This is a genomic window from Flavonifractor sp. An82 (assembly GCF_002159265.1).
Taxonomy (GTDB): Bacteria; Bacillota; Clostridia; order Oscillospirales; family Oscillospiraceae; genus Flavonifractor.
In genome coordinates this window covers 22,479-48,329 of the sequence record NZ_NFHG01000011.1, presented here as the reverse complement: position 1 = coordinate 48,329, position 25,851 = coordinate 22,479, and the positions used below count along the sequence as shown (strand labels likewise).

General features: G+C 52.1%; 24 protein-coding genes and 1 tRNA gene. 19 read left to right on the top strand and 6 right to left on the bottom strand.

Annotated features, from left to right (window positions below; all coding sequences use genetic code 11):
* Positions 1-193: 193 nt before the first annotated feature.
* The 3 genes from B5G34_RS11655 to B5G34_RS11645 are packed head-to-tail and all read left to right on the top strand — an operon-like array spanning position 194 to position 3,720.
* Positions 194-1,627 (top strand): toprim domain-containing protein, encoded by a 1,434-nt coding sequence (locus B5G34_RS11655; protein ID WP_087289507.1) that lies wholly within the window; start codon positions 194-196, stop codon positions 1,625-1,627.
* 10 nt (positions 1,628-1,637) lie between these two features.
* Positions 1,638-3,452 (top strand): type IV secretory system conjugative DNA transfer family protein, encoded by a 1,815-nt coding sequence (locus tag B5G34_RS11650; RefSeq protein WP_087337521.1) that lies wholly within the window; start codon positions 1,638-1,640, stop codon positions 3,450-3,452.
* A 13-nt stretch (positions 3,453-3,465) separates the two neighbouring features.
* Entirely contained in the window at positions 3,466-3,720 is a 255-nt protein-coding gene (locus B5G34_RS11645; protein WP_087289536.1) for a helix-turn-helix domain-containing protein, read from the top strand.
* Between the two features lie 131 nt (positions 3,721-3,851).
* Here the strand turns inward: B5G34_RS11645 and B5G34_RS11640 are convergent, their stop codons facing one another.
* Entirely contained in the window at positions 3,852-4,175 is a 324-nt protein-coding gene (locus tag B5G34_RS11640; protein WP_087337518.1) for a helix-turn-helix transcriptional regulator, read from the bottom strand.
* A 164-nt stretch (positions 4,176-4,339) separates the two neighbouring features.
* Here B5G34_RS11640 and B5G34_RS11635 point away from each other — a divergent pair, with 164 nt between their 5' ends.
* The 16 genes from B5G34_RS11635 to B5G34_RS18785 all read left to right on the top strand — a co-directional run bounded on the left by B5G34_RS11635 (position 4,340) and on the right by B5G34_RS18785 (position 20,788).
* A complete protein-coding gene (locus B5G34_RS11635) occupies positions 4,340-4,864 on the top strand; it encodes an SLOG family protein (protein ID WP_087337515.1) in 525 nt (174 codons plus the stop codon).
* A gap of 367 nt (positions 4,865-5,231) precedes the next feature.
* A complete protein-coding gene (locus tag B5G34_RS11630) occupies positions 5,232-5,894 on the top strand; it encodes a response regulator transcription factor (RefSeq protein ID WP_087289511.1) in 663 nt (220 codons plus the stop codon).
* Entirely contained in the window at positions 5,882-7,129 is a 1,248-nt protein-coding gene (locus B5G34_RS11625) for a HAMP domain-containing sensor histidine kinase (protein WP_087337512.1), read from the top strand. The genes B5G34_RS11630 and B5G34_RS11625 overlap by 13 nt, the downstream gene beginning before the upstream one ends.
* 61 nt (positions 7,130-7,190) lie before the next feature.
* Complete coding sequence (locus B5G34_RS11620; RefSeq protein WP_087337508.1) at positions 7,191-8,186, top strand: hypothetical protein; 996 nt, start codon at positions 7,191-7,193, stop codon at positions 8,184-8,186.
* A 5-nt stretch (positions 8,187-8,191) separates the two neighbouring features.
* The gene (locus tag B5G34_RS11615; protein ID WP_087337505.1) at positions 8,192-9,331 is read left to right on the top strand and encodes a hypothetical protein; all 1,140 of its coding nucleotides are present in this window, start codon (positions 8,192-8,194) and stop codon (positions 9,329-9,331) included.
* A gap of 10 nt (positions 9,332-9,341) precedes the next feature.
* Complete coding sequence (locus B5G34_RS11610; protein WP_087337503.1) at positions 9,342-10,214, top strand: ABC transporter ATP-binding protein; 873 nt, start codon at positions 9,342-9,344, stop codon at positions 10,212-10,214.
* Complete coding sequence (locus B5G34_RS11605) at positions 10,211-11,401, top strand: hypothetical protein (protein WP_087337499.1); 1,191 nt, start codon at positions 10,211-10,213, stop codon at positions 11,399-11,401. The genes B5G34_RS11610 and B5G34_RS11605 overlap by 4 nt, the downstream gene beginning before the upstream one ends.
* Entirely contained in the window at positions 11,389-13,014 is a 1,626-nt protein-coding gene (locus B5G34_RS11600; protein ID WP_087337497.1) for a hypothetical protein, read from the top strand. Before B5G34_RS11605 ends, B5G34_RS11600 begins: the two co-directional genes overlap by 13 nt.
* Before the next feature lie 89 nt (positions 13,015-13,103).
* Positions 13,104-13,817, top strand: coding sequence for a response regulator transcription factor (locus B5G34_RS11595; RefSeq protein ID WP_087337494.1), 714 nt, complete (start codon positions 13,104-13,106; stop codon positions 13,815-13,817).
* A 630-nt stretch (positions 13,818-14,447) separates the two neighbouring features.
* On the top strand, positions 14,448-14,909 hold the full coding sequence (locus B5G34_RS11590) for a sigma-70 family RNA polymerase sigma factor (protein ID WP_087289519.1): 462 nt from the start codon (positions 14,448-14,450) through the stop codon (positions 14,907-14,909).
* Between the two features lie 787 nt (positions 14,910-15,696).
* The gene (locus B5G34_RS11585) at positions 15,697-16,149 is read left to right on the top strand and encodes a hypothetical protein (protein WP_087289520.1); all 453 of its coding nucleotides are present in this window, start codon (positions 15,697-15,699) and stop codon (positions 16,147-16,149) included.
* Entirely contained in the window at positions 16,133-16,291 is a 159-nt protein-coding gene (locus tag B5G34_RS18790) for a hypothetical protein (protein WP_162609476.1), read from the top strand. The genes B5G34_RS11585 and B5G34_RS18790 overlap by 17 nt, the downstream gene beginning before the upstream one ends.
* Before the next feature lie 12 nt (positions 16,292-16,303).
* Positions 16,304-17,941, top strand: a complete 1,638-nt coding sequence (locus tag B5G34_RS11580) for a recombinase family protein (protein WP_087337491.1) — start codon at positions 16,304-16,306, stop codon at positions 17,939-17,941.
* A 75-nt stretch (positions 17,942-18,016) separates the two neighbouring features.
* Positions 18,017-18,748, top strand: a complete 732-nt coding sequence (locus B5G34_RS11575; RefSeq protein WP_087337488.1) for a hypothetical protein — start codon at positions 18,017-18,019, stop codon at positions 18,746-18,748.
* 102 nt (positions 18,749-18,850) lie between these two features.
* Positions 18,851-20,554: an AIPR family protein gene (locus tag B5G34_RS11570; RefSeq protein ID WP_087337485.1), complete on the top strand. Its 1,704-nt coding sequence runs from the start codon at positions 18,851-18,853 to the stop codon at positions 20,552-20,554.
* A 153-nt stretch (positions 20,555-20,707) separates the two neighbouring features.
* Positions 20,708-20,788 (top strand) — tRNA-Ala (locus B5G34_RS18785).
* Positions 20,789-20,834: 46 nt separating this feature from the next.
* On the opposite strand, the gene B5G34_RS11565 is transcribed toward B5G34_RS18785, so the two are convergent.
* The 5 genes from B5G34_RS11565 to B5G34_RS11545 form a co-directional block, all read right to left on the bottom strand.
* Positions 20,835-22,433 (bottom strand): recombinase family protein, encoded by a 1,599-nt coding sequence (locus B5G34_RS11565; protein WP_087337483.1) that lies wholly within the window; start codon positions 22,431-22,433, stop codon positions 20,835-20,837.
* A gap of 118 nt (positions 22,434-22,551) precedes the next feature.
* Positions 22,552-22,749 (bottom strand): hypothetical protein, encoded by a 198-nt coding sequence (locus tag B5G34_RS11560; protein WP_006572265.1) that lies wholly within the window; start codon positions 22,747-22,749, stop codon positions 22,552-22,554.
* Between the two features lie 14 nt (positions 22,750-22,763).
* Complete coding sequence (locus tag B5G34_RS11555; protein WP_087337480.1) at positions 22,764-24,131, bottom strand: relaxase/mobilization nuclease domain-containing protein; 1,368 nt, start codon at positions 24,129-24,131, stop codon at positions 22,764-22,766.
* 3 nt (positions 24,132-24,134) lie between these two features.
* Positions 24,135-24,446: a plasmid mobilization relaxosome protein MobC gene (gene mobC, locus B5G34_RS11550; RefSeq protein ID WP_087337477.1), complete on the bottom strand. Its 312-nt coding sequence runs from the start codon at positions 24,444-24,446 to the stop codon at positions 24,135-24,137.
* A gap of 311 nt (positions 24,447-24,757) precedes the next feature.
* The gene (locus B5G34_RS11545) at positions 24,758-25,834 is read right to left on the bottom strand and encodes an AAA family ATPase (RefSeq protein ID WP_087337474.1); all 1,077 of its coding nucleotides are present in this window, start codon (positions 25,832-25,834) and stop codon (positions 24,758-24,760) included.
* Positions 25,835-25,851: the final 17 nt, after the last annotated feature.

Genomic DNA, 25,851 nt, shown 5'->3' with positions numbered 1-25,851 from the left:
GAAGAAAAAATATAACAGTACAGATACAGCTCCCAGCAAAGCGGGCCGGTCTGCCCGCCGCCTTGAATCGTGGCGGAGATGCGCCACTGTGCGGCAGGTCCCCTATCACCGGAAGACCCGGCAGCGTCGAAGATGATCTCTCATTCGGGGGCCGCAGGACGCGGCCCCCCGGCTTTTTACCAGGAGGTGTGAAATGCCCTATATCCCTTTTACGGAGGAGCAAAAGCTCCGAGCCAACAATGTGAATCTGGTGGAGTTCCTGCGCCGACAGGGAGAGAAACTCATCCCATCCGGTCGGGACAAGCGCCTGTCCTCAGACCACAGCATCACTGTGAGGGGCAACGAGTGGTACGATCATGAATCGAAGGAGGGAGGCCACGCGATTTCCTTTGTCCAAACGTATTACGGCTTGACTTACCCAGAGGCGGTGAAACGTCTGCTGGACGGCGAGGGGGTCGGTTATCCCCAGACAGTACCGTCTGAGCCGGAGAAACCAAAGGAATTTGTCCTCCCTCCGGCCAGTCCAACTATGCGGCAGCTCTACGCCTATCTGCTCCAGCAGCGATTCATTGACCGAGATGTCCTCGACGCCTTTACAAAACGCGGAATGATCTACGAAAGCTGTGAGAAGTCAAGGGCAGGGACGAAGGAATATCATAATGCCGTATTCGTTGGGAGTGACGAATACGGCGCTGCCCGCCACGCCCATAAGCGGAGCCTCTACACCCAGGGAAACAGCTTCCGCAGGAATGTGGAGGGCGGCGATCCCCGTTGCAGTTTTCACTGGTTTGGAAACAGCGGCCGGCTCTATGTGTTCGAGGCGCCCATTGACCTGCTGGCCTTCCTGACCCTCTATCCGGAGGCTTGGCGGGAACACAGCTATGTAGCCCTCTGCGGCACTTCGGAGCAGGCCATGCTCTGGATGCTGGAGAAAGATCCCAGGATCCAGAGAGTCGTGCTCTGCCTGGATCACGATGCCGCGGGGATCGAGGCCACGGGCCGTCTCACGGATATCCTGCGGGAGCACGGACACACGCGGGTCTCTGTACTGCGGCCGGAATATAAGGACTGGGACGAAGATCTGAAAGCCCTCAACGGCCGGCCTGCCCAGCCTGCGGAGCAGCATCCTCAACTCCAGGCGGCGGAGCTTGTCTGCGCCCGCATCGCGGTAAAATGCATGGATTTGAAGCCGGACGGGGCGATGCAGCAGGTGCCGCACCTGTTTCAATGTTACAGCAAATGCCTGAAAGAAAAGAAACTGGAAACGGCCATGGACTGCATGGAGGAGATAGCCGCCCTGTCTTTGCTGGTGACCCTGCGGGAATGCCGCCAGCTGGGGACTGCCCTGACTCCAGCTCAGGGAAGTCAGCATCTGCAAAGCCACATCCTGCCCCATCAGAATCGGATGGCCATCCGGAACCGGACGGAGGAGATCTCTGCCCAGCTCCAAACCGCGCTGGCTAAGAGCGGTGCTCCGGGCGTGCGCGGTGAGGCGGAGAAACGGGAGATCGCCAGTGCGTGGCTGGAACTGGCCCTCTCCTGCGCCAAGGTCTCTGTTAAGAATGATGCGGATGAACTGAAAGCGATGGAAAAGCAGAAACAGGCGCTGGGAATGGAGATGGGGTGAGTGCGTGAATATGCAGACGATCCTCCTGCTGGCACTGGCAGGAGGCGCCCTTCTTCTCCTTGCCGCGGTGACCCACTTTTCCGGACAAGGCTCCCTGAACAACATCAAGTCCAAGACTGTAGGAGACGGCCAGCATGGAACCGCACGATGGGCCACCAAGAAAGAGATCCAGCAGACCTATGCTCACGTCCCCTTCCGACCGGAGGAGTGGCGAAAAGGTGAGCACCTCCCCAAAAAGCAGGGGCTGGTCTTGGGTTGTGAGGGGCGCAAGGACCATGTCATCGCCATCGTGGACACAGACGATATCCACGCCCTGGTCACCGCCGCCAGCGGCGCGGGCAAGACGGCCTATTTTCTTTATCCCAATATCGAATACGCTCTGGCCACTGGGATGTCCTTCCTCTGCACGGACACCAAGGGCGACCTGTTCCGCAACTATGCGGGGATCGCCAAGGAGTGCTATGGCTTTCAAATCGCCGTGCTGGATCTGCGCAACCCTACCCGCTCGGACGGCAATAATCTGCTCCACCTGATCAACAAGTATATGGACATCTACAAGGCTGACCCCAAAAATCTGCCGGCCAAGGCCAAGGCGGAGAAGTATGCCAAGATCCTCTCCAAGACCCTGATCAACACCACCGGGGACAGCTCCCAATACGGGCAGAACGCCTACTTCTACGACGCGGCCGAGGGCCTGCTGACCTCCATGCTCCTGCTGGTGGCGGAATACCTGCCCACCGAGGATGCGGAAGGCAAGCCTATCGAGGAGCGCCACATCGTCTCGGTCTTCAAGCTGGTGCAGGAGCTCCTGGCACCCAGCGGCGTGAAGGGCAAGAACCAGTTCCAGCTCCTGCTGACGAAACTTCCGCCAGACCATAAAGCCAAGTGGTTCGCCGGCGCCGCTTTGAATACCTCAGAGCAGGCCATGATGTCGGTGATCTCCACAGTGCTGTCCCGGCTGAACGCGTTCCTGGACAGCGAGATGGAGCAGATCCTGTGTTTCGACACCGCTATCGACGCGGAGACCTTCTGCAATAAGAAGTCCGCCATCTTTATCGTACTCCCGGAGGAGGACCAGACCAAGTATTTCATGGTCAGCCTGATCCTTCAGAACCTGTACCGGGAGATCCTCACCATAGCAGATGAACTCGGCGGACGGTTGAAAAACCGAGTAGTCTTTTTCGCGGATGAGCTGGGTACCTGCCCGCCCATCCAGTCCCTGGAGCTGATGTTTTCTGCCTCCCGCTCCCGTGGCCTGATGCTGGTGCCCATTGTACAGAGTATCACCGGGCAGCTTCAGAAGAACTATGGAAAGGAAGGCTCGGAGATCATTGTGGACAACTGCCAGGTGCTGATCTCCGGTGGATTCGCCCCGGCCAGCCAGACGGCGGTGGAGCTGTCTAAAGCCCTGGGGAGCCGCACAGTGATGAGCGGATCAATCTCCAGAGGGAAAAATGACCCGTCCCAGAGCCTGCAGATGATCGAGCGGCCCCTCATGACGCCCGACGAGCTGAAGTCCATGCCAAAGGGCAGCTTTATTGTGGCTAAGACCGGCGTCCACCCTATGCAGGTGCGGCTTCGCCTGTTCCTGGATTGGGGCATCAAGTTCGACAAGTCCTACGAGGTACCCGAGCGCGCCCAGCGGCCGGTGGCCTACGCCAGCAAGCAGGAATTGGAGGCAGCGATCCTCCGCAAGCACTACGCGCCTGCTGTTGAGGATGGAGAGATCCCCCAGGCGGAGCCGCCAGCATCAGGCGGCGAGGTTCAAGTCGTGCAGGCGGATGACTCGCCCAAAGATGGGCGCAGGCCCAGGATCCGGCGCTGAGGGGGTGATATCTGTGACAAACTTCCGTAACATCTACTCCTCCGACCTGAGCCACCGGGCCAGATCGGTCTATATGTACCTGAAAGACCGAGCAGACCGGGACGGGAAGTGTTGGCCGGCGATTAAGACGATTGCGAGAGAGCTGGGACTCTCCAGCTCCACCGTCAAGCGGGCACTGGACGATTTATGTCAGGCCGGACTGCTGACAAAGGAGACCAGATGGCGAGAAAACGGTGGGCGCACCTCGAATCTCTATCGGCTCTCCTGATGAAAAACAGACTCTCCCCCGCCAGGGGGAGAGTCTGCCCATTTGGTGAACCGAGGACTGGTTCATGGTGAGCCAACCAGAAGTGCCCACTCTAAGATTTTCTAAGACAGAGAAAAGAACAATTTCCGAGATTACTTCCTGATCCAGTCGAGGAAGGATGAGACTTTCTGTAAGTCCTCGTCGTTCAGCTCCATCAGTCTTCCACGTAATGCCGTGCGCAGGGAGTCTGGATCATCCAGACCATCGAAAAATTCGGAGGGGGACACTTCCAAATAGGCCATAATATTGAACAGCTCCCGTAAGGAGGGCAGAGCCGCCCCGCTGGTGATGCCCCGAATATAGGAGCCGCTTTTGCCCAGTTCCAGGCTCATGCGGTGCTCCGATACATCCTTTTGTGTCCGCAGATCTGTGATTCGCTCCCGCACATAGGTGATATACCGCTGAGTGTCGTCCATCTGATCACTCCTTCTGTTGGTTTTATTCTAATATGAACCAGCAGATAGAGTTCGTAGTCATACTTTCAATTTTGACTTCACATTAGCGATAATTAACGATATAATTATCAAATACGAGAGACAATTTATATTTTTACTACCAACGCAGGAAAGGTGGCAGCTGTATGCGGTTCTGTTTCATCACTGGGCATCGCCCAAACCGTTTTAAGTTCCCAGAGAACGATCCAAGGTGCGATAAGATCAAATCGGCCATTCGAAGCGAAATCATCCGTCTCTATGAACAAGATGGCATCCGGGGCGTCTGGGTTGGTGGAGCGGCCGGCGTGGATACCTGGGCTGCGGAGATCGTGCTGGAACTGCAACAGCAGAAGCAGTACCATGACCTGGAACTCCATGTTGCCATCCCTTTCACGGAGTTCGGGGATACTTTTGCTCCGCAACAAAAAGAACGCTATCAACGCATCCTAAAGGAATGCGCTGACAGTGTGGTGGTGTGTAAGTCTTATCGCCAGGATGCCTATAAGCGTCGGGACTACTACATGGTGGATCGCTCAGTGTGCGGGATCACCGTGTACGACCTGGACAAGTCCATCCGGAGCGGCACGGGAATGACCTATAACTATGCGGCACTGAAGAAAAAACTGCCGGTGACGGTAATCCACCCGGATACCGACTCCATCATCAAATGAAAAGCATAAAATTGTAATTAATTTATAGAGATACCACATCAGATCCTGCCTCGTAAATCGTCTTATACAATAGAGTGAAATTAAACAACTAAGTAAGGATGAAGGCTGTTATGAATTTGAAGAAGATCTATTGTGAAGTATTTTGTCAAGTTATTGACCAGAGTGATTCGCGCAAATCGATGGATAGACAGCGGAAAGAATTAATCGCAAAGTGTAAGTCAAAAGCCTCGGACGCTTTTTCTGGCAAAAGGCAATGAAATTTAGGATTTCCGTCATCTCTTTACAAAGGCAGAAATACTGATTCCGAAAGGGACTTGACCAATTATAGACTTTTTCCTATTATGATGCCAGCAAGCGAGGTGAAACCATGAGTTATGCGATTATGATTATAGATGATGAGCAGATGATTTTAGATATGCTTCGGGATCAGTTTGAAATGGAGCAATATCAGGTCATCACCGCAAAAAGCGGCGAGGAGGCCCTGCAAAAGCTGACCCAGCAGCCGGATATTATTCTGCTGGACATCAATATGCCGGGGATGGATGGCCTTGAATTGTGCCGGGCAATCCGCGACCATGTGACCTGCCCCATCCTATTCTTAACCGCCCGGATTGAGGAGGCGGATCGTGTCGCTGGTCTGCGGGCCGGTGGTGATGATTACATTTTGAAGCCGTTCAGCCTGGCCGAACTGACTGCCCGGGTGGAGGCTCACCTGCGCAGAGAGAGCCGTATCCAGCAAAAAATCAGCGTCCGTGGCTTTGGAGACATTGTGGTGGACTACGCCGCAAGGACCGTCTCTCGAAATGGTCGGCCCATAGAACTTTCCAAGGTAGAATTTGATATAGTGGAACTGCTTTCCCTCCACCCTGGACAAGTGTTCAGCCGGGAAACAATTTATGAACAGGTGCGGGGCTTTGACGGCACCGCTGACAATGCTGTGGTGAAGGAACACATCCGACGCATCCGAAACAAGCTGGGGGCGCAGTATATTGAAACAGTCTGGGGGTGCGGCTATAAATGGGTAAAATAAAGCACTGGCTTCGCTCCATGCCTCTCCGCCGAGCCTTTGTATCACTTGTCCTTGTTATGGCGGTGCTTGTAGCTGGTATTTCAGCAGTAACCATTTTTACCTGTGTCAACGTGCAAAATCAAATCTTGGAAAGTGTGACGGACTATCAGGTGCTGCCACCCCAAGAGACTGAGGATGAATATAACCTGGTGATTGCAGATGATGAACAGATCGTTCCGGGAGAAAATGGACAGCTTGTAATTTTATCCACGGAGTACCAAATCGCCAACCTGAGCGATACACAACGGGTCGCCTACTATGTGGCAAAAGCGGCCGTGATCCTGGTGCCGACCTTGCTTTTCGTGCTTGGTACGATTTTCTGTGCCTGGATGTTTTATTCCATCAAACTGAAACAGCCGCTGTCTTTACTCTTACAGAGCGCCGACCGCATATCGCAAAGCGACCTGGATTTTTGTTTGGACTATCCGGCTTCGGATGAAATGGGCGAGCTCTGTCGGGCTATGGACACCATGCGGGCCGCCCTCCTAAAAAATAATCAAGAGACTTGGGCTATGATGGAGGAGCGGCGCAAACTCAGCGCCTCCATCGCCCATGACCTCCGTACCCCCATCACCGTGATGAAGGGCTACACAGAATATCTCTCGCATAATGTCCCGCTTGGACGCATCAGCGAGGACAAACTGCTGGACACGATCCACAATCTTTCTTTGGCAACAGACCGACTGGAACAGTATGCAAACCAGGTGCGCGAGATACAGGCGATGGATGCCATCCCAGTGAAACCAACAGTCTGCCCTTTGCAGGATTTTTTCGAGGATCAAGAGGACGAATACACCATTTTGGCGTTGCAGCACCAACTTCAATTCTCTATGGATATTAGTGGGGTCCCGGATATTCAGGCCATGCTGGATGGGACATTAGTACATCGCATGATCGACAATGTGATTTCCAATGCGCTGCGTTTCGCCCGCCATGAGATCGCATTAAAGGCCGGGTGGCAAGAAGGTCTGCTTACAATTCAAGTACATGATGATGGGAAGGGCTTTTCAGAAGAATCCCTCCGCTCCGCCACAAGACCGTTTTACAAAGAGAATACGGAAAATGACCACTTCGGGCTTGGCCTCTCAATCTGCAACACCCTTTGCCAGAAACAAGGTGGAACGCTCTCTCTGTGCAATCGCAACGGGGCCTGCGTGGAAATGCAGATACAAGCAGAAAAAATTGATGCCGATTGACCAATCGTAGACCTTTTCCCATTATGCTCTCCTTATCCTACCGATAAGGAGAGTATTTTTTATGCACAGACTTCTTTTTTTCTCTTTGGCGCTTGTATGTTTGCTGGCTGGGTGCAGCGCACCGCAGGCCAGCGACCCGGCCCCGGACGCATCAAACGACTTGGACGCTTATTTTGAGGAGGAGCCGGCAGACAATGAGATGGGCTCTGCGGAATTTGGCCTGCAAGATCCGATGGACACGGTTTATACCTACGATGGTGAGTCCTTGGAAATTCCGTTCTCCATAACTGGCGCTTCTTCTGGAAAGACCACAGAGATCGGCGTCCTCCTATTTGTGGATGGGGTGGCCCAGCCCTATTCCGCAGTCTATGAGGATGGTACAGAGCTTGAGGAAAGCTATATGCAGGTCTTTAACCTGGACTATGAACAGCAGGAGAATTTCGACATGGTATTCCAGCCCGTGACAGGCAAAGCGGGAGAAACCGTCCCTGTTATGGCTGTCACCATTCTGGAACCCAGTTTTGTGGCAGAGGGACCGGATAATCCGCGTTATGGCTTCCACCACCAGGAGTCTGCAACCACATCCCGCCAGATTTCTTTTGCAGCAGACGCCCTCGCACAGACATTGGCGACAGCCGATACGGACTACAAGGTGGTGGATCTGCCGCAGGACATATTAGATACCCTGGCCGCATGGGGCGCGACCGATAGCCTGGACACGACGGCAACCCTGTCCCTGGGTGTAGAAGATGGAAATTACATTCAGGCAGATGGGAAAACAGCGACAATCACTGTGCAGCTCTACGGCGGGCCGGAGGCGGATTTCAATATCACTCTGTTTATCAACCACCAGCCTGTCCAACTCAATGGAGCGGACTATCTCTCTGTTCGGACGGTGAAAAACCAGATGGTGGAAGCCACATTCCAGATTGATACCTCTGCACTTGGTACGCTGAACACGGTCTATGCCATTGCCGTTACCCCGGAAGATGGGGAACTTGAAATCAACAATCCAGTTAAGACAGCATCTGTACTTTTGGTCAACGGGGAGGTTTGACGAACATGAAAAGAATCAGCATTTTGCTTGTGCTTGCACTCAGTCTTTCTCTGCTTTCCGCCTGCGGAGGCAACGAACCGGCGGCAAGCACCGGAAATCCGTCCAGCGATCCCTCAGCGAACACCCAACAGGTTCCTGACGAATCGGCGGAACAGACAGCCGGCAGCGGAGCCAATTTTCTCTCGCCGGAGTACGATTATACCACCAATGAGCTGAAACTGACCGATTTATCTACCAGCGAAGTAACAGCCACCTATGTTTTTGACGCCGCCCAAACGCCCCTGCTGACAGACAAGACCAGCCAGGGAGCCATCGTCATGCTGTCCAGTCAGGCAGCGGCGGATGTGCAGGATACCGGCGGGGTCACGGTGATCTCCGGCGACAGTTCTGCGGAGACACTGTATTACTGGCTGTTCGATCAAAGCCTTAATCTGGTGGATAGCTATGAATTGACGGACGAGACATTGGTAAATGGGCTTTGGGGCTCTGTCTTTGCTGCTGCGCCGGATGGGAAAAACCTTGTATATGCGGAAGGGCCCAGCCTCTATCAATATACCTTTGATACACAGGAACTGACGGAAATCACTCCGGCCATGAGCGAAACCGTTTATTTTGAGGCAGTCGGGTACAGCGGCAGCGGAGACTATTTGGCCTTTTTCGGAAGCCTGGACGGGCAGGAAAATACCACGGCCTATGGCTCGATTGATCTGAGCAGCAACACCGCCGCTGTTTTTTCTGCTGAGGGCTTTTCCGGTTCCATGCTCTCTGTAAACGGAGAATATGCCGCTGTTTCCGATACGATTCTGCCCGCCAGCATGGGAGGCGCAAAGCAGACCGGCTCCGTTCTCTTTTTGGACTTAGCCCAGCAGCAGGGAAAAGTAATCAGTGTGGAGAGCGGAGATGAAAGCGGGATCGCCGCCGTATCCGCAGACGGCCAGTATATTGTGACCTGTGCGGGTGGGGACAGCCCAAGCGGTACTCTGCGGGCTTATCAGGTCAGCGATGGCACGAAAGTTGCGGATGAAACCTATACGATGGATGCAAACTGCAAGCCCTATGAGATTTGGGTCATCGGCCATTCCGCCTATGCAGCTTTGGGCACGGATGACGGCTATGCCCTCTCACAAGCGGTTGACCTTCCATGAGGAATACATGATGAAACTGGAACTTGAAAGCATCACAAAATTTTATGGAAAATATCCCGCGCTCCAAAATGTATCCGCTACTCTGACAGAAGGCGTTTACGGTCTGCTGGGGCCAAATGGGGCTGGAAAAACGACACTGATCAACATTTTGATTGGAATACTGCCTGCCAGCAGCGGCGTGATCCATCTGGACGGTGAAAACACCGTCCAGATGGGCGGGCGCTACTTCGACCGGATTGGTTATATGCCCCAGTACCCTCAGTTCTATGCAAATTTTACCGTACAGGAATTTTTGGACTATATGTGTCAAGTAAAAGGGGTAGCGAACGCAAAAGAGAGCATCGACGCGGCCCTGGTTTTCGTCAACCTGGAGGAAAACCGCAGCAAGCGGATCGGGGCGCTGTCCGGTGGGATGCGGCAGCGGCTGGGGATCGCCCAGGCTATTCTGAACGACCCCAAACTGCTGGTGCTGGACGAGCCAACGGCGGGCCTTGACCCTGGTGAGCGAATCCGTTTCCGCAATCTCATTTCCCGTCTGGCCAAGGGGCGCATCATCCTTTTAGCTACCCATATTGTTTCCGATGTGGAATATATCGCCAAAGAAATCCTCCTGCTTCGGAGGGGTACATTGGTCATGCAGGGTACGCCCAGGGAACTGGAGCAGAGCATCCAGGGAAAGGTGTGGGAGGTGTCGGTCAACGAGGCGGATATGGCTCTGATGGTGGACACCTACTGCGTGAGCAATATCAAGCAGCAGGATGGCTCCTATCTGCTGCGCATTGTGGATGATGGGAAACCGCTCCGAGGCGCAAAGACTGTATCCCCAAATCTGGACGACGTGTTCCTGCACACCTTTTTCCAGCCAAGTGAGGGACAGATATGAGCTTTCTCTATTTGGAGGCCAGAAAAGGCATCCTGCGGCGCTATACGCTGATTGCGCTGGCGCTATTCTTGTGTCTGAATACGGTCAAAATCATTGCAGACTATCACGCCGGAGAGATACGGCCCGTTGCGGCCAATACAAGCGGAATGCAGGCAGGCTACGACACCATCTATGAGCGGATCAAAGGCCCCATTACAGAGGAAATCGTACGCTTCCTCACGTCAGAGTACCAGCGGCTGGACGCTTTGACGGCAGATGGAACATATAGCCGGGAGCCGCAGGAGGGGACTTACAGCGGCTATATCTTTGGCGACTACTATCTGCTCCACAGTTACTTCTATCCCCACATGGAGTACAGTGTCAAGTATTCCTCTGATATGGAGGAGATTCTGGCCCAGGCGAAAGAAAATATGACTTTCTATCAAGAGAGCGGTAACACAGCGGGAGCGGCAGAAAATGCCTATATTCTCCATCACTATGCAGGCCGAACGATTCCTGCGTTTTATCTGTATGACGGCTGGGAGGCTCTGCTGTCCTATGATTTTTCCGATCTGTTGATTCTGCTTTTACTTATTTTAGCGGTAGCGCCCACATTCACACGGGAGAAAGAAAACGGGATGACCCTCATTCTGTCCTCCTGCAAACGAGGTAGATGGCCTCTGCTTATTTCCAAATGCGGCGCTGGAGTGATATTTGCATGGATACTGACAATCCTGTTCGCCCTGTTAAACCTCCTGGTATTTGGGCTTTTGTGCGGTTTTGAGGGCTGGGGCAGCCCGCTCTATGCCATTGAGAGCTATCAATATACGCCATTCTCCGGCTCCATTTTGCTGTTCTATGGGTTGATAAGCGGGTTGAAGGCCATCGGTTTCAGCGTGACAGCACTTTTGCTGATTTTCCTGTCCGCCTGTTTCCAAAAATCACTCTACCCCTGCCTGATGGGATTGGGGCTTGGCGTGGTATTAAACTACTGCACTGGTTGGGCGCTCTCCCCCGTGTGGTGGAAACAGGCCCTCTCCTGCATCAGCCCATTCACCTTGACCAGCGGCAGTAAACTGCTGGAAAGCCTGTCAGGAGTGAGCATCGGCGGGGTATATCTGCTCCGGCTTTTTGTAGTTCTGGGCGTACAGGCTGTAATCGCGTGTCTGCTGGTCATAGCAATCAGGAGGAAATCATGCTGCAAGTAGAATTAAAGAAGATATTATTTCATCATAAAGGGCTTTTGCTTCTTCTGATTGCTCTGGCGGCTTATGCAGTCTTTTGCGTCGGCAGCGGCTACGACAGCAGTTATGTGATTGATCGGAACGAAGATACCTACCTGACCTACATGGAACGCTGGCAAGGCGAGATCACAGAGGAAAAGGCACAGGAGATGGAGGCGGAGTACGCAGAAGCCACCCGATCCGATGACGGCAGAAAAGCCGCCTTTTTGACCATCTATAACCAGTATTACTACGCAAAAGAGGACCCCGCCCATCGTTTCCTGATGGATGAGCGAGGATGGGACACATTGCTGACCCGCGATGGGGTGAATGTAATCCTGCTGTTGTTCCTTCTGGCGCTCTGTGTTCCGGTATTCTGCGGGGAATACCAGTGTGGGATGGCGCAGATCCTCCGCTCTTGCAGAAACGGCCGGGGGCGGTTGGCTGGGATCAAATTGGGCGCAATGGCGGCTCTGGCAATTCTGGCAACGGCTTTGTTCCAGTTGGTACAGTTTGTCGTTGTCGCCTTGTCGGTCGGCCTGGATGGAGCATCCTATCCGCTGCAAAGCCTGTCCTTTTTTGAACACTCTCCCTACCTTATTTCCGTTGGGCAGGCGTATGGGATCGTAGTTTTGTCCAGATGCTTGGGCGCTGCTTGGTTTGCTATCCTGATTGCCCTTCTCTCCATCCTGTTCCGGCAGACGGTACTGACTACATTTTCCGGCATCGCGGTTTCTATTCTGCCACATTTGATCGGCGGCAGCTTTCTCAAATATGTCCTTCCGCTCCCGGCGGGTCTGCTGGCCGGAACCGGCTATGTGTGGGGGACACTGACAGAGGTTGGATATGACGAGGACTGGAACTTGATTGATATAGTAACCTTTCCGGGCATCACACCGGAGCAGTTCGGCTTTTTGATAGTCCTGTTCTTGGCTATCGTATGTCTGCTGGTGTGGCTTTGTTTCAGATTTTATGTCGGCAGGCAGAAGGCCATTTCTGCCCGCCCGGTCCTGACAGCGGTGCTCATACTCTGCATGACCGTTTCATTGACTGGCTGCGGGCACAGCAATTCCAGTGAGATTACGCATGATTTTCTGGCCGATGCGTCCAAGGGAGAAAACAGCGCCTACACGGTAGAGCTTGATATGGTGGAGAACACCATCACCGCGACCAGCAAGGCCACAGGCGAGGCCATCCTGCTGACCCGTGATCCCTTTGGACAATCCGGGGCGATCTCCAGCATCTACGTTGATGAGGACGCCTGTTATTACGCCTCCAGCGGCGAGGTGGGCGATGGTTTTCAGATTTACCGAATCGACTTGAAGAATTTTTCCACACGGCTTTACTTCAGCACCGGCTCTGATAACACGGCGACTTTTTGGGGCTTGTTTGACCATGAACCGACGGTGGACGAACTGCTGGCAGATGTGGGTTCCATTACATCCTTTGTCGTAGATGGGAATTACATCTACTATCTGCAAGGCGGACGGCTCTATAAGGTGTTCCGTTGGACGGGATGGGAAACGGTGGAGGTCACAAATACAGCACAAATTCAAAGCATAAAATTTTTAGATGGTAAGCTCGTCTGTGAGAACTGATTTATAAGTATTTGGATATTTTTTGAAGCTTATGAGCAGTCTCTCACTGCTTCCTCTTACACTTATACCGATAGATTCGAGGTGAGACGATGCCTCACAGAGCTTTGATTATCACAAGCGACCCAAAACTCCGCCAAGATATTGAGAATAGTCTGCTGGAACTTTCCTTGGATCTTCACCATGCAGATGGTCATTTGCGAACTATGAATCTGATGGCAAGATACCATTATGTTTTTGTAGTTATGGATTTGGCATTTTCTGAGATTAACAGTGTGGAACTAATTCGCAGGATGCGAGAATTGGAGCAGACTCCAATCCTTGTTCTGTCAGCCCACGCCACCAGATCAGAGGAAGTAGAGACGCTAAATGCTGGCGCAGATCGGTATCTCGCCTTCGACTATCCTTTGGACACAGAAAGATGCCTTGCCAATGCCACGGCAATCATGCGGCGGTATCTAACTTCTGATACACAGAGATATGCTTCCATTCAAATTTCAGGGAGTGGCTTGAAGATCAATCTGAATCTTCGGAAGGTGTTTTTAAATGGACAGGATTTGAAACTCACACCCAAGGAATTTGCCGTTCTAAGCAACTTGGCAAAGCACATGGGTGCGGTTGTAACAAAGGAGCAGCTCTACCAAGACATCTGGGAGAATGATTATGACACCAGCCCGGATGCTACATTGAAGTTCCATGTGAAGGAATTACGGAAAAAATTGAGCCGCTCCGGAGCTGGCAACTTGATTGAGACAGCCTGGGGGATTGGGTATATCCTTCGTTCTGATTCTGATATTAGTCCATAAAATGTCGATTTATGCGATAATCTTTAGAAAAATCTCATATCCTTCTTTTGCGTTCATTCTGACTTTCTGCCATTTATTTTCTATCCTATTGTCATGGCAGCAAAGCAGATGGAAGGTGATCAAAATGTCCTCGGCCATGTCTGATGAACCGATAACAGGAGGCAGCCGTTCCAGTGTTCGGGGCGGCGGCCTTCTGCTGTTTTTTGACGAGCCATGATCTGACCAAGCGGCAGCTCTGAGCTGCCATACCGCCGAGGAGAGGGGGAGAGGATCGCCGCTTGTGTGCCACCGCAGACGCGGGGAAGGGACGCTGTGATGCACTTGGGTACATGACAGCGTTAAGAAGAACCTGCGCCTACCGGCGCTCCGCACAAGCACAGAACATAAGACAAAGAGGGGCCGCGCCCGATGGAGGGCGTTGGAGCATAGTGCCACGCAGTTTCAGCATGACCACCTTGGCATCCCCCTCTGCGGACTTCTTAATGCTGTAAATGGTGCCGCCGGTTCCACACATTTTTGTGGGGTCGGCGGCTTTTGTTTTGCCCGCCGGCACACGGTAGGGTGCCGGGGACCTCCGGCTTCTGAAATTTTGACTTCTCAAAATTTCAGAAGATTCGGAGGTTGCGGCGTATGCCGAAATATGATAAATATCACCCCGATTATGGGAGACTCTATCCAGAAATCCAAATGCGGCCTGACGTCCTCTCGGTTCTGAAGAAAAGCGACCGCAAGATGGAGTACATGGAAGTAGACATCAAACAAGAACGATTTTCCTACGACCCAGAGGGTAAAGTCGCTAATCTTTTGCCCGGCCGGGAGGATTCCTACGACCGGCTGATGGAGGAGGAACACCGCCAATTCTCCATAGATGAGCCAACACCAGAGACGGTAATGCTTCATGAGGAGGAATTGTGGCTGCTCCGCACGGCTCTGCTGCAGTTGACCGCCGAGGAGAAAGCCCTGATTGACGCGCTGTTCTACCAGGAGCTGACTGAACGGGAGTATGCCCAGCAGCTTGGGATCTCTCAGAAAGGGGTCAATAAGCGCCGCCATAAAGTCCTGGCAAAACTCAGAAAAATCATAAAAACATAAAATTCTGGTTCTCAGCCCCCTCACTCAACGGGTAATAGAGTGAGGGGGTTTCCTCTCGTGTTCTTTGAAAATCAAATATCCAATCATCTGGATACCTTCCTGACGGGGCCCCTTGACCGGGGCAAGCGACGCTGGAGGATGCGCCAAGACCACCTGTGCAGATAAACCCTGCATCAAAGACGGCCAAATAAGGTGCCAAGCGGATCCATCCGTCCACAAAACAGCCTGTGGCGGGCTGTTTCGCAATGACTCCGCCAGGGATAATGATACTTCTGCCCAGTCCCAGCCGCAAGCAAGGAGGGCAGCCGGGAGAGATCCTCGCGGGGGTGAGACGCCCATGACGCAGTGAAGCCAGCTGCGGTCCAGATCGGTTGCCCTGCCGCCTGGGGAAGTAGTGTCGAATACAGGCGCATATGAGATAACACAACTGTGAAGTCTTAATATCAGAAGCCATGGGGATCGCCTTTGTCCCTGTTTCATCCTCCAACTGATGAGGATGCTTTTATTGCATAAATCCTGAAAAATCGCTGGAGAGGGTGAAATGCCAAAAACGGGGCGATCCCTATGTTTGTGGTATTAACCGCAGATTTTAAGGAACACCAAGAAGAGTGAGGCGAAAACTATTGAAAATAATGTGTGACTGTGAACCGGGAAAGCACCAGATGATTCCGGGCCACAATCATCTGATGATGGATTCTCTATATACAACTACTATTGACAAATCATGATGAGTGCCGGCCACCGTTCTCGGACGCCGGCACTTTATCTTTTAGGGAGGATGGTGTGTTTGAAAATCCGTGAAGTGTTCTTGCAGGTAAGCGAAAACGGGGATCTCCACATCCCACCTGAACTAATCCAGGAGATGGGGCTATCCCCTGCCGATCCCGTCTGCCTCGCCTATCTGACAAGGGACGGCGTAAAAAATGATTATCAAGAGTTTCTGCTCTCCCCCGAGTCCATCGAGGCCGGGGAGGACGAGGAAAAACTTTTGATCCCATCTCCGCTTTTGGAGCAAGCAAATCTGTCCCCTGGTGAGGATATTCAAATCCTCTGCCTCGACCGGGCCATTGTGCTCTGCGGGACATCGACACTTGACCGAGATGACCTGGAAGCTGTCCTTCAGCAGCTCCAGGCCGCACAGGAACTGGCTTTCTCTTTGCCGGAGGAAGCCAGTTCTTTGATTCATCAACTGGAGCAAATCATTCAGGAAGGAGCTATCGGCCATGAGACAGCAGAATGATACAAAAAGGCAAGGCGTACAAGAGTTGATCGTCCAAGGTCTGGTCGTTAGGCTCATCTTTAGCGAACAGACCAACCAAGCTGTTCCCAGTCTGGTGCGGGAGATTCTGAAGGAATCCTACCTCCAGCGGAGTGCAGGTTAAGGAGGGGTGCCCATGGGAAAGCGGGTCTACTGTCTTTATCGCGTTTCTACAAAAGGACAGGTAGAAAAAGACGATATCCCCATGCAAAAACAACGGTGTCACGAATTTGCCGCTGAAAAGGGCTGGGACATCATTGCGGAGTTTTCTGAAAAAGGTGTCTCCGGTTTTAAGGTCTCTGCCAAAGACCGGGATGCAGTCCAAGAGATCCAGCGGGATGCGGCCTTGGGGAAATTTGATATTCTGTTGGTCTTTATGTTTGACCGACTTGGCCGCAAAGAGGATGAGACACCCTTTGTAGTAGAGTGGTTCGTCAATAACGGGATCGAGGTATGGAGCGCCGAGGAAGGACAGCAGCGGTTTGATAATCATGTGGACAAGCTCATGAATTACATCCGATACTGGCAGGCGTCCGGGGAAAGCCTGAAGACCTCCATCCGCACCAAGACCAGGCTTGGTCAAATCGTTCAAGAGGGCCGCTTCCGCGGCGGTGTTCCCGCCTATGGATTTCAGCTGGTCAAAAAGGGCCGGACCGGAAAGAAAAATCGGGAACTATATGATATTGAGATCAATCCGGATGAGGCGCCAGCGGTCAAACGGATGTTTGACCTGACTGATCGATACGGTTACGGAGGCCGGAAAATCTCCACGATCCTGAAAAATGAGGGAATCATCAATCTGAGAACCGGAGAACCGTTTCACTATTCCACGATCCAGCACATCTTGGCCAACATCATGAACGCCGGCATCCTGCGAAGCGGGGAAACGCAGTCTGAAGTGTTCCCGGAGCTGCAGATCATCCCGTTGGAGCAGTTTCAACGGGTGACAAAGGCCAGGGAGCAGAGATCCATCAACTACGCCATCAAATGTGGTTGGGAAACGGAAAAAGTCGCCTTGGAGGATGGAAGTGAAGCCACAGTGGTCCGCTCTTCCGGCTCCTATCCGCGAAAAATTGTCGGGAAAGCCCTGCTCTCAGGGAATGTTTACTGCGGTCATTGCGGCGGCCGTGTTTTTGCAACTACCGCACGGAAGGCCCACCACCCCTCAGACCACCCGGAGCGCATCGCAATCTATAAGTGCTACAACCGAACCCAGCACAAGGAACAATGTGACGGTCCCACTACATACCGTGCGGAGAAAGTGGACAGCGTCGTTGAATCCATTCTTCGGGGCATTTTTGAGCGAGCCAAACGGGTAGATGAAAAGGAATTTTTGAAAGCACAAGTGCAGATTTCCAATAAGGAATATCAGCAAAAGTTGAAATTGGCGAAGGCGGAATATTCCAAAGCTGCCAAGGAGCTCTCTAAATGGGAAGAACTAATGCTTGCTTCTATTGAGGGTACTTGTGTATTTACGCCAGAACAAGTAAAAAAGCGGATGGATATGGTGCAGGGAAAGGTAGATGAACTCTCCAAGGAAATTGAGGCGCTTCAGATGGACATGAGTGAGGCCAAGACGATCTCATCAGAAATCTTGGCACAGCACCAGCAGCTCCTCTCCTGGGCGGAACTTTTCGACTCTGCCAGTATTGACGAGAAAAAAGTGATCACCTCACAGATGATCAAGGCCGTTACCCTGACCCGTAATTATGGTATCCAGATCGAGTTCAACATTTCCGAGGCCCAATTCCTCAACGGCATGGAGATGGGTTGATCTGAAGAAATATCAATAGCCGCTCTCCTCCCTACTGTGCTATAATCATGGCAGCAAGGTAGAGGTGGGAATATCATGGCCATCGAGAACGGCGAGTGGATCATGCGGGGACTGGACTGGTATGATCCCGCCCGCATTCAGAGCTGGGATGAGCTGATCGAGTGGATTGACGAAATTGGCTTTCTGCCCCTGTTCAAAAATGAGGTGGACGGATTCTCTGTGGAGGAGAACACCGCTGACCTCTACTGGTGGTCTGGGGATGAAGCCCAGGACCCCTGGGAGTGGCGGTGCCTGATGGCCCGCAGCGGCAAGGTGGCCTACGGGAAGTTCTTTGGGAAGAAGGCCGGCTTCATCTCCAAAGCCTGGTTTCCCCATTTTGCCAACTGGCGGCGGGACGGGTACGACTTCGACAGCCGCTGGGAGGACGAGCTGGCTCCCATGCGCCAGAAGCGGATCATGGACTGCTTTGCCGGGCAGGACGAGTGGTTCTCCTTTGCCCTGAAACAGCGGGCCGGCTTCGGCAAGGGCGGGGAAAAGAACTTCGAGGGTACCGTCACCGACCTGCAGATGGGCGGCTATCTGCTCATCCGGGACTTCCAGCAACGGATCAACAAGAAGGGTATCCCCTATGGCTGGCCCATCTCCGTCTATACCACGCCAGAGGCTCTGTGGGGGTATGAGTATATCACGTCATGCTACTCCGTCTCCCCAGCTGAGTCAAAATTTCTTAGTTACAAGCAAATTCTGAAAAACTTTCCTGATGCGACGCAAGAGAAATTGGATACTGTGTTGAGAAGAAATCAATAGCTGTGTAGTGCTAACAATATAGTATACAGGTTGCTTTCTGCTGTCGAATCAATTATAATACAGTCAGCTTAGAGGCGCAAATTTCTTCTGGGAGGATAACAAATGCCGACCAATAATCAAATTCTTTTATCAGAAATTGTAACGAGAAATTTTGCAGATAACCCCCAATATTCAACTGAGGATTCTTACTTTGAGTTTTTTTCGGCGCAGCAAGTATTAAAAAAATATGATTTGAGCGATGAGGAGATTGAACAGCATCTGACTGGTAGTGGAAGCGATGGCGGTTGCGATGGAATCTTCTTTTTTGCAGATGGCGAACTTATTCATGAAGATGACGATGACACAAAATTTAAACAGGATGTCAAATTGACTTTATGCATCATACAGGCAAAAAACACCTACTCATTTAAAGAGCAGGTGTTTGATAAATGGAAAACCGTATCGGCAAATTTGTTGTCACTTGAAAAATCGTGTGATGAGTATAAGGACCGCTATACGGAAGCCGTTCGTCAAGCGTTCGCTTTTTTTAAAGATACATATATTCATCTTATTCATAAACGCGCGAAATTACAGATTGAATATAAATATGTATCTAAAGGTGCTGATATCCATCAGAATGTTAATGCCCAAGCCGATGAACTAAAGGCCTTAGTAAAGGGTATGTTTCCAAATCCTTCTGTCACAGTGGATGTATCTTTTATTGGTGCAGACCAATTGATGGAGATGATAGAATCACCGCCAAAGGAAGAGTTCTATCTGAAACTGGCGGAATCCCCGATTAACCCAGCCCCACAGCAAGTATATGTATCTCTTGTTAAGCTTCCAGAATATTATAAATTTATCACGGATGAATCTGGCGAGTTAATTAAGCATATATTTGAGTCCAATGTCCGAGATTACCAAGGTCATATTACCGTAAACAAGGAGATACAGGACTCATTAGAGCATTATGGGGGCGAAGACTTTTGGTGGCTCAATAATGGGATTACTATTTTGGCAGAAAGCGCACAATTCGTGACTGTAAAAGAATTGCGAATCTCCCATCCAGAAATAGTAAACGGATTGCAGACCTCAAATGAAATATATAACTATTTTGTTTCACACCCAAATATGTTAGAGTCCGAAAATAGATGTCTACTTGTGAGAGTTATTGTGCCTGAAACCGATGACTCGCGTGATAAAATTATCTTTGCAACGAATAGCCAGACTGCCATTCCAAAAGCTTCTCTCCGGGCGACAGACAGCATACATCGTCAAATTGAACTCTTTTTTAGGCCACGTGATCTATATTACGATAGACGTAAGAACTATTATCGGAATCAAGGTAAAAAGTCTACGCAAATTGTAAGTGTTTCATTTCTTGCCCAGTGTCTTATGTCAATTATTCTACAGCGTCCGGATTTCGCACGAGCGAGGCCGTCTACATTGCTGACTGATGATGATGCTTATAATACTCTCTATAATCCCAAGCAGAATCTTGCCACATTCTACGCCGCAGCATTTATTGGGAAAAAAGTAGATTCTTTTTTACGCTCCTGCGGTCAATATACTACAACGGACAAGTCTGATATATTATTCTATGTCGTTTATGTCCTTTGCGCCCGCATACTCGGAAAAGAAGAAATAATGAGCGAAGATTTAGCGAGTATAAATTTGAACGAAATTAGCACAGAGCAAATAGCGAATAGTTCCCAATGGGTATTTTCAATTTATAAAGAAATGGGCGGGACTGATAAAATTGCCAAAGGCCCTCTCTTAATTGCAAAGATCAAAGAACTTATGCACGCCCCATCAACCCCGGAATGAATAGCCATAATTAGCTCTGCTAAAGTTGCGACAGTTTTCGGGGTGCGAATTATTTGCGGCATACCATCGAATAATTCGCACCCCAGTTGTACCTCGAGTCACACGCATCCCTATGTTGAGTCTATTCTGTAGCTAAATCAGATTAAATACTTGGGGCCCGTGTTGTGTCGCGTTCGGGAGAGCGTACGGTTCGCATCCGTAAGGTCGTCGGTTCGATCCCGATTAGGTCCACCACACTCGGGAGATCTCGTTTTGAGATCTCCCGAGTTTTTTCATGCTTTCAGGATGCACGATAGTACACACTCTTGTCCCCTTCCGGATGCAGGAAGTCGAAGAACTGTGTGACACTGATTTTGAATTCCACTTCGATTTCAAAGTTCCTCCCGATATTTACCCGCTCAATGAGCTGCCGCAGGATCATCTTCTTTCCCTCGATACTACTCCCCGCATACAGGTCGGCCCAGGACATAATCTTGTCATACTCCTTTTGGACGGCAACAGCAGAGTTCTTCAGATCAGCCGCTTTCTCCCTGGCCTGTTCCAACTCCTGGGCCAACGCCGCCAGTTTGCTTCGGGTGTCCTCTATCATCTCGCCAAGGATATCCGCTCCAAAACTGCCAGTCCCATTGATGGTTTTGATGATCTCTTTCTTGTAGCTCTCCAGCTCCCGTTCTGCGGTGGCATGGAGTTTCTCCAGATTCGCCACCGAACTGTTTGCCAGTTGGAGTTCTTTTTCCCGCTGCTTTTGAATGAGCTGGCTCCTGGGTGCAGTCTTCATCCGCTCAAAGAGTTGGATGACGATCTTATCAATAATGCCGTCCAGTTTCTCACCGGAGTATCCGGTCTGACCATCACAGTCCTGAGGATGGCGGATCTTGTAGTGGCAGGCATATCGGATATGGGTTTCCCGTTTGGGCTCACCCTTGGCGCGTCTACCGCTGCTGGTGGTCAGCACCAGTTTGGAACCACAGTGGGCGCAGTAGACCATCCCGGAGAGCAGCGCCTTCCCCTTGGAGTTAAAGGGCACTTCATTGTGGTGCATTGTCCTGGCCTCCATCAACTCCTGTGCTCGCTCATACAGATCCAGCGGAACAATTTGCAGCTCCGGAAAGATTTCTGAGCGTGTTTCCCCACTGCGCAGGATTCCCACATACATGATGTTCTTCAGCATTTTGATGATGGTGGTATTGGCGAAGTTGGTTCCCTTTCGATTGAGATAGCCGTTGTTATATAACCACCGGGACAACCGCTGTGCGCCGAACCCCTCATAGACATATTTTTCAAAGATGATGCGCACCACCGCAGCTTCATCCGGGTCAACCAGAATCTCGTTGACTTCGTGATTCTTTTTATTGAAGCGCCCCTGCTTTTCCAGGCGGTATCCATAGGGAACGATCCCGCCGCGGAACCTCCCCTCCTGCACGATTTGTGACAGACGTGTCTTTGTTCGTGCGGAGGTTTTGAGGCTCTCACCGGAGGCCTGCCAGTAACGGATATAGTTCAGCAGTTTGTCGATATGATCATCCATCTTCTGCTGCCCTTCCATTGCGCTCCACACTTCGATTCCGTTGCGGATGAACCACTCCACCACGAAGGGCGTCTCATCATCTCTCCGTCCCAGGCGGTCGAACATGAACACCAGCAGGATGTCAAACTTCCGTTCCTCAGCGTCCTGGCGGATCTCTTGAATCGCGTCGCGGTCAGCGGCAGCCACCTTGAAACCCGAGACACCTTTTTCCGCAAATTCTTTGATGATCGTCCATCCCTGGCTTTCCGCAAATTCACGGCAGTATTGTTTCTGCATCGGGATATCATCTTTTTCTACCTGTCCTTTGGTAGAGACTCGATAGAGGCAATATACTCTCTTGTTTTTTTCCATGATTGCACCTTGTCCTTTCTGGTGTAGGACTGCGGTGCATATGGTTTGCTGTTCATTCAGTTGTCAAGGTTCATATGCACACACAGTATCCCACACCACTGGTAAAAAGTCTACTGAATCAAGCGGGCTTGTTCAGATTTTCAAAGTCCTGCGCCATCAACAGCGTCTGCTCAATTGCAGATACTGTGTCAGGCTGTGTAACGGCGTTTTTGAAGCGTAGGGCAACAATCAGTCCGTCCACTTCCATCGTGATATATTCTGTCGGCTCAGAGTATCGGGGATGCTCCCGATCATACATTGCCTGCTGATAACTCATGTGATCATCCTCCTTTACATGGTCTGCTGCCAAGTTTGTTCTTCTTCGTGGTCGTCCTCGGCGTGGCCTTGGGCGATTTTCTTTTGCCGTTCCTTTCGAAGTGCCTTGCTGTCTGCGTGGTAGTGCGTGGTGGTGGCGTCCCTCACGGGAGCAGGCCCCTCGCCACGCTCCAGAGCGTGGCCAAGCTGGACCACACCACCCACAGCACCAGCCCAGTCAGCGCCAGGGCTGCCAGACCCAACAGCAGACTGGCCCATGGAATGTACGGCAGACTCGGTCTGGGCAGCCTGATGCTGGGCAGAGAAAAACGCTTCTCGCTCTGTTTCCCAGCCTGTTCGCTCATCTTCTCCAGATGCTTCACCGCTTTCAGCAGTTCGTCCATCTGCGTCCGGGTCGGAAGCTGCGCCAGCAGTTCGTTGACCTTCTTCAGATAACCAGTCTGTCTCTCGGTGTGGTACCCCAGCATGCAGAGGCTGCTCAGCAGTTCCTCCAACTCCGCTTTTGTGGGATGCACTTCGGGAGGCGTTGTCAGCTCCTGTGCCGGGAGCTGCGGCGTGGTCTGTACCATCTGCGCAGGTCGGTTCTTCTCCAGCAGTTCGTCCATAGATAATTTCTTCTCTGATCCTGAACTCATATTCCATATTCTCCTTTAAATACTTGTCTCCGAATAGCAGGCGGTCACGGCACTGCCAGCCGCTGGGTGTGGTGTAGGTGATATTCCGCCGGGAGGTTTCCCAGCGTACCTTGTAGCCCTCGCTCTCCATCAGCGCAATGAATTCCTCACGGCTGGAGGCGTGGCGCATACAGTCGTTGATGATATTCATGAGCTGCAGTTTTTTGCTCTGGCCACGGGCAGCCGTGTGATACTCGCCGATGGACATCGTCTTGGTCTTTTCTTTCCTGTCCGTTGGCTTAAACACAGGGAGAGAAAACTCCATACAGACCTGATCGTTGCGCTGCCGCAGTTCCTGGAGCTGCTCTTTTGCGATGTGCAGCTTCTTTCCTGTATCGAAGTTAACGGAGTTGATGAGGAAGTGGGAATGGATGTGTTCCCGGTCTGTGTGGGTGCAGACCAGAACTTCATACCCCTCATAGTACTCAGCCAGCTTCAGCGCCGCCGCATGAGCGGTGACTGGGTCGACTGCCTCGCCTTTTGGAAAGCTCTGCACCATGTGGTAGAACAGCACACCGTCGGTTTTGTGATGCAGGCGCTTGGTGGTCATGAAGTCCGCGTAGACAGATTCCGGCTGGCAGTTGATGCCTGTGACCAACTGTTGACCGTCACACTCGGTTTTCTTGTTCTGCATGGTGTACCGCATCACGGCTCCCATGCATCCGGTGGTCTGTCCTCGCTTGTAGTTAGTGAAGCTGATGATCGCCATTTTTCACCACCGCTTTCGTTCCAGAATCAACCGGACAGCAGCACAGAGTTCAGAGAACGCCTGGCGTACGCTGTCCAGATTGATCACTGTGACGCGCCCCATGTGCGCCAGGGTGACAAGCTGATTCAGATTTCTGCCGATAGACTTCAGCTCCTTGAGCACTTCTTTCAGTCCATCGATGACCACTACCTGCTTTCCCAGACAGCAAGCTGTCACATAATCGCTCATAGACATCCCGGAGCGTTTCGCCAATTCCTTGATGGCCTCCCGGTCTTCGGATGCCATCCGGGTGCTGAATTTGATATCTTTTTTCATATCGTTTCCTCCAAATTGCAGAAAAAGTGGGTCCGGGCTTCTGCCCGGAAATTATGCGGAAGGCGGGCGGCGGCTTTGCCGGTGACCAGACAAACGCGATGCTGGCCGTCGTCCAAGCGGACGACGAATCCCTCGCTTCGCCGCCAGCGGCAAAGCTCGCTCTCTCTGTCGCTTGTCCTCCTCCCACCGAACCCGCTGGCGCTGGGCTTCGGCGGGAACCCTGTTTGGAGGTGATTCTCCCGCGCCGAACACCCGCACTCCTCCTTCGGCCACAAGCGGCCCAACACGGCGTTTTTTTTGCCTTGCGGGAGTTACTCGCCGCACCCGGAAACTGCCCGCAAATCGCCGCACAGCGCCTCGACAGGGTCGATAGGGACGATTTCTCCGTCACCCTCCAAATCGACACTATCGGCACGACGCAGCTCAATTACTCGCTTCCCGTTGCTGCGGCGAACCGTTGCCTGAATCCCATTTTTTCTTAGGGCCTCAATGCTTTGCAGGATCAGCCTTGAAATCTTTTTGGGCGTTACCCCTTCGATTCTGTCAGGGTCGATCTTTTCGGAGAGTTCCGTGGGAGTGCCGATAAATATTGTTCTGGTGCTCATAAATGCAGAGAGGAGAACGACGATCCGATCCTCACGCAGCACGGGTTCTTCTCTGCTATCCGAAACCAACTCCCACACATTTTCCTCGCTGCGTCGAAGCTCCAGCTCCCGGTATTCGATGTCCCGGCCCACGCAGGTCAGTCTGGCCCTGCCGCTGCCCCGCTTTTCTTCCACCAGTGTGAAGCTGGAATCCACTGCACCGCTGATAGCGGTGGTGCCAGAGATCCGATGGAACACATCTTCCGCCTTTTCTTTCCGCAGATGGTGGATGAGCAGGATGGCAATGCCGTGCTTGTCCGCCAGCCGCTTGAGCACAGACAGATCCCGGTAGTCATTGGCGTAGGTGGCGTCGTGTACCGGTCGGACCATCTGCAGGGTGTCGATAATGACCAGCACGGTGTCGGGGTGTGCGGCGACGAATGCGTCCACCTGTTCCTCCAACCCTTGGCCGATGAGGGCGCACTCGGTACAGAAGTGGACGCTGTCTGGTGCATCCTCCGTGATCTCGAAAAGCCGGTTTTGGATGCGGAGGACAGAATCCTCCAGGCAGAGATAGAGGGTGGTACCCTGCCTGGTGGTCATGTTCCAGACAGGTTCTCCCTTAGCCACCGTCACCGCCAGCCACAGAGCAAGCCAGGACTTGCCCACTTTCGGGGAGCCTGCCAGGATGTGCAGGCCCTGAGAGATCAGGGTGTCCACCACAAAATTGGGCGGTTCCAGCGGACGATCCATCAGGGTTCTGCCGTCAACTGTGATCAGGGGATGGTTCATTTTGTTGTTCATGTTTAGTACCTCCATTT